The following is a 4943-nucleotide window of genomic DNA, read 5'->3' as shown; positions in this document are numbered from 1 at the left end:
TGCCGGCCCCGACCGGGCCCGCACCGCCGGGCGCCACCGCACACGGACGTACGCCCGCCGACGAGCGGGCGGGAAGGCAAGGACATGAGCCCGTCCCCCAAGCTGAAGCTCATCGACCGGGTCTCGGCGATCAACTGGAACCGCGTCGAGGACGAGAAGGACGCGGAGGTCTGGGACCGGCTCGTCGGCAACTTCTGGCTGCCCGAGAAGGTCCCGGTCTCCAACGACATCCAGTCGTGGGCCACGCTCACGCCCGCCGAGAAGACGATGACGACCCGCGTCTTCACGGGCCTGACGCTGCTCGACACGATCCAGGGCACCGTCGGCGCCGTCTCGCTCATCCCGGACGCGATCACGCCGCACGAGGAGGCCGTCTACACGAACATCGCGTTCATGGAGTCGGTCCACGCGAAGTCGTACTCGTCGATCTTCTCCACCCTCATCTCCACGCGGGAGATCGACGACGCCTTCCGCTGGTCGGAGGAGAACCCCAACCTGCAGCGCAAGGCCGAGATCGTCCTGAGCTACTACCGGGGCGACGAGCCGCTGAAGCGCAAGGTCGCCTCGACGATGCTCGAGTCGTTCCTCTTCTACTCCGGCTTCTACGCGCCCATGTACTGGGCGAGCCGCGCCAAGCTCACGAACACGGCCGACCTCATCCGCCTCATCATCCGCGACGAGGCCGTGCACGGGTACTACATCGGCTACAAGTACCAGAAGGGCCTGGAGCAGCTCACGGCGCCCGAGCGCCAGGAGCTGAAGGACTACACCTTCGACCTGCTCTTCGAGCTGTACGACAACGAGGCCGAGTACACCCAGGACCTCTACGACGAGCTCGGCCTCACCGAGGACGTCAAGAAGTTCCTGCGGTACAACGCCAACAAGGCGCTCATGAACCTCGGCTACGAGGCGCTCTTCCCGCGCGACGAGACGGACGTGAACCCCTCGATCCTGTCGGCGCTGTCGCCGAACGCCGACGAGAACCACGACTTCTTCTCCGGCTCGGGCTCCTCGTACGTCATCGGCAAGGCCGTCAACACCGAGGACGACGACTGGGACTTCTGATCCCGGGGTGATGCCCCCGCTCGTCCCGGGCACGCCCCGGGCGGGTGCGCACGACGGCCGGTCGCGGGTCCACCGCGGCCGGCCGTCCGCGTCCGTGCGGTCGTCGACGCCGGTGCGGCCGTCGGCGCAGCCGCCGGGGCCGGGGCGCCCTACGACGCCGGTCGGGTCGGCGACGCCGGTGCGCCCGAGGACGCCGGTGCGCCCGAGGACGCCGGTGCGCCCGAGGACGCGGCGGGGCCGTCCGTCCCGGGCCGCGGCGCGGGGACGGCGACGACGCGGGCGGGGGCGGTCTCGACGCGGTCGCGGCCGGCGGCCTTCGCCGCGTAGAGGGCGGCGTCGGTGCGGGCGAGCAGGCGCTCGGGGGCCTCGGCCACGCCCGTCGCCCCGGCGCCGACGCTGGCCGTGACGCCGGCAGCGGCCCCCTCGTGGGCCACCGCCGCGCGCAGGCGCTCGGCGACCGCGCGGGCCGCGTCGAGGTCGTGGTCGGGCAGCAGGACGGCGAACTCGTCCCCGCCGAGCCGGCCGGCGGTGCCCCCGTCGCCGGCGGCCTGCCGCACGGCCGCGCCGACCCGGACGAGCAGCGCGTCGCCGGCGGCGTGCCCCGCCGAGTCGTTGACCGCCTTGAAGTTGTCGAGGTCGAGCAGGAGCAGGCCGAGGGGCCGACCGGTGCCGGCGTCCGCCACGGCGGTCGCGAGCGCCTCGTGGAAGGGGCGCCGGACCAGGCAGCCCGTGAGGTCGTCGTGCTGCGCGCGGTGCGCCACCTCGCGCAGGTGCGCGTAGCGCGAGCCGGACGCCCACACGGCGATCGCCACGGCGCCGACGGCGGCGAGCAGGTTCTCCGCGCCGCCGCCGGTGGCGAACAGCTCGCGCGGCGGGGTCCCCGCCAGGAGCGTCAGGTGCAGGGCGACGACCGGCAGGCCCGCCAGGGCGGTCCACAGCGGCGGGTACGCCGACGCCGCGTGGGCGAGGAGCACGTACCAGTAGAGGACGAGCGGGCTCGTCAGACCGCCGTCCTCCCAGACGAACCAGCCGACCGCGCACTCGCCCGCGATCTCCCAGGCGGTGAAGAACAGCCAGCCGTGGCGGTGGCGGACGAGCCGGTCGACCGGGACGAGCAGCAGCGCCGGCGTGAGGACGGGGACGACCACGAGGACGACGAGCTCCGCGGTGCCGACGGACCCGGGGCGGGCGAGGACGCGCAGCAGCACGCCCAGCGCGACGAGCGCCGTCAGCACGACGCCCATGCGCGTGTGGCGGCGCCAGAAGAGGGTCCACTCCGGGCCCCAGGCCAGCTGCACGCCCCACCCATCGGCAGGCGGCGCCCCCGGGCGAGGAGCGGCGTCCGGGACCACCCGTGCGCGCGGCGCCGGGACGTGGCGAGGGTGCGGGGGGCACGGGCGGTCGCGCGCCCGGGGCCGTGCCCGAGGAAGGCTCGCCTTACCTCAGCAGCGCGCTGACCTGCGCCTTCGTCCTCCACATGCCTGGCGTCGGGGTCCCGACGGGGCTACCGTCGACGTGCCGGCCCGTCCGGGTCGGCCGTCGGACCCCCGGTCCGAGACCGTCCGAGGTCGGGAGAGACGCATGACCACGCTGATGGACCTGCCCGAGGTCTCCGAGTGCTCGGTGGCCGGGTGCTCCTACAACACGCACGACCACTGCCACGCGGCCGCCGTGACGATCACCGGCAGCCAGTGCGGCACGTTCATCCCGCTCGGCGTCAAGGGCGGCCTGGACAAGGTCGTCACCCACGTCGGCGCCTGCCAGCGGGCCGAGTGCCGGCACAACGTGTCGCTGGAGTGCACCGCGGCCTCCGTGCGCGTCGGGGCGGGGGCCACGTCGGCCGACTGCCTCACCTACGCCCCGCGCTGACCCGCGGCTCCCGTCGACGGCTCTCACCCCTCCGGGTGGGGGCTGTCGGCGTGCGGGGACCCGGTGAGGGGTCGGCGGCGGAGCGGCGGGCGGATCAGCGCCGCGTGTGCGCGGCGAGGGCGCGGACGGCCAGGTCGTGCGTCTCGGGCAGCGCGACCGTCCACACCCGCGGCGGCACGCGGACGGTGACCTCGGCGTCGAGGCCGGCGCACATGTGCGTGACGCGCTCGTGCGCCCGCGCGACCCGCTCCTCGAGCCCGTCGACCTCGTCGAGCACCGCGAACAGGCCGTTGCCGAGCGTCGCCATGGGGTGGCCGTAGCCGTACACCTGGCTGAGGGCGTCGCCGACGACGGCCGACCGGGCCATCCGCGCGAAGGGCGGCAGGTCGCCGGCGGCCACGTCGACGAGGACGAGCACGTGCGTGCCGGGCACGGGGCGTCCGGACCGGAGACCCGCGAGGTAGGTCTCCTCGAGCCGGACGGCGAGGTACTCCTGCCGCGGCAGGCCCGTCTCGGGGTCCGTGGAGGCGCCGACGGCGAGGGCGTCCGCCTGGGCGTCGGACCAGGCGACGCAGAAGGAGCGGACCACCTCCGCCGGGGGCGCGCCCTGCGCGGCCTCCTCGTACAGGCACGCGAGGTCGTCGAGCGCCTCGCCGATGCCGACGCCGTCGTAGCCGCGGGCCCGGCCCAGGTCGGCGGCGGCCGGCGCGGCCCCGTTGCCGAGCGTGACGGCCTCCGCGAGGGCATCGACTTCCGGCCGGGACCAATCCGCGACCCGCAGCCACACCGAACCCAGGGCACGCTGACGCCAGCGGTCGCGCAGGAGGCGCGCGGCTGCGCCCTCGGCGCTCGTGGTCGTCACGGGGAAGAGAGTGCGACGTCGGGAGGTCATGACGCCACTCCGTGGACCGGTCATGACGCCGGATGGTGGATTTCACCCGCCGGTGGTCGCGGCATTCCGCCGTGTCGGCACACTATGGGACGCTGTACGCGAACTGGGGGGGCATGTGGAGGGCTTGGAGCTCGACGGCGTCCTGAGCGACGCCGAGCTCATCGCTGCGACGCGCTCGGGCGACGCAGCGGCCTTCGGCGTGCTCTACGAGCGCCACGGCGGCGCGGCCTGGGTGGTCGCCCGCCAGTACACGCGGTCGGACGCGGACGCCGACGACGTCACCTCCGAGGCGTTCTCCGCGGTGCTGTCCGCCCTGCGCAACGGCGGCGGCCCCGACGCCGCATTCCGGGCCTACCTCTTCACCTGCGTGCGCAACGCGGCCGCGGGCCGGCACCGCGCCGTCCAGCGCACGGCGCCGACGGACGACACCGCGGTCCTCGAGGCCGCAGCCCCGTCCGCGCCGGCCGCCGACGAGCCCACCGTGCTCGGCGCCGAGCGGACCATGGTCGCGCGCGCCTTCCGCTCCCTCCCCGAGCGCTGGCAGGCCGTCCTGTGGCACACGGAGGTCGAGGGCCAGGCCCCGGCCCAGGTCGCGCCGCTGCTCGGCCTGTCCGCGAACGGCGTCGCCGCCCTGGCGTACCGCGCCCGCGAGGGCCTGCGCCAGGCGTACCTCCAGGAGCACCTGCAGGGCGACCTGCCCGACGGCTGCCGGGTGGTCGCGGGCAAGCTCGGCCCCTTCGTCCGCAACGGCCTCGGCCGCCGCGAGAACACGACCGTCGAGGCGCACCTCGAGGGCTGCGACCGCTGCCGCGCGCTCGTCTTCGAGCTGTCCGACGTCAGCCACGGCATGCGTGCCGTCATCGCCCCGCTCGTGCTGGGCGCGGTGGGTCTCGGCGCGCTCGCGCACGCGCTGCCCGTGGGGGGCGGCGTCGCGGCGGGCGTCGCGGTCCTGGCCGGCACGTCCGGTGGCGCCGCGATGGCGGCCGGCGGCACGGCGGCGGCGGCTGCGGCGAAGTTCGGCGGCTCGGCCGCCGTGGGCCTCGGCGGTGCCACCACGGCCGGCACGGGCGCCGCGGGTGCCGCGGGTGCCGTCGCCGCCGGTACGGCAGGCGCCGGG

General features: G+C 75.4%; 5 protein-coding genes. 3 read left to right on the top strand and 2 right to left on the bottom strand.

The features are described from left to right. The first annotated feature begins 84 nt into the window (after window positions 1-84). The gene (nrdF, locus tag EJA20_RS17885) at window positions 85-1065 is read left to right on the top strand and encodes a class 1b ribonucleoside-diphosphate reductase subunit beta (RefSeq protein ID WP_129339870.1); all 981 of its coding nucleotides are present in this window, start codon (window positions 85-87) and stop codon (window positions 1063-1065) included. Window positions 1066-1214: 149 nt separating this feature from the next. Here nrdF and EJA20_RS17880 read toward each other — a convergent pair whose 3' ends face one another. Beyond that, entirely contained in the window at window positions 1215-2363 is a 1149-nt protein-coding gene (locus EJA20_RS17880) for a GGDEF domain-containing protein (RefSeq protein ID WP_129339869.1), read from the bottom strand. Between the two features lie 283 nt (window positions 2364-2646). On the opposite strand from EJA20_RS17880, the gene EJA20_RS17875 reads away from it, so the two are divergent. Then, on the top strand, window positions 2647-2934 hold the full coding sequence (locus tag EJA20_RS17875) for a DUF1540 domain-containing protein (RefSeq protein WP_129339868.1): 288 nt from the start codon (window positions 2647-2649) through the stop codon (window positions 2932-2934). Between the two features lie 94 nt (window positions 2935-3028). Here the strand turns inward: EJA20_RS17875 and EJA20_RS17870 are convergent, their stop codons facing one another. After that, complete coding sequence (locus EJA20_RS17870; RefSeq protein ID WP_129339867.1) at window positions 3029-3796, bottom strand: hypothetical protein; 768 nt, start codon at window positions 3794-3796, stop codon at window positions 3029-3031. Window positions 3797-3941: 145 nt separating this feature from the next. On the opposite strand from EJA20_RS17870, the gene EJA20_RS17865 reads away from it, so the two are divergent. After that, window positions 3942-4943, top strand: a 1002-nt coding sequence (locus EJA20_RS17865; RefSeq protein WP_164984056.1) for a sigma-70 family RNA polymerase sigma factor, incomplete at its 3' end; no start/stop codon positions are given.

Source organism: Cellulomonas endophytica, from assembly GCF_004123805.1.
Lineage (GTDB): Bacteria > Actinomycetota > Actinomycetes > Actinomycetales > Cellulomonadaceae > Cellulomonas > Cellulomonas endophytica.
The sequence above is the reverse complement of the archived record's forward strand: the minus strand, read 5'-3'. Positions and strand labels throughout refer to the sequence as shown.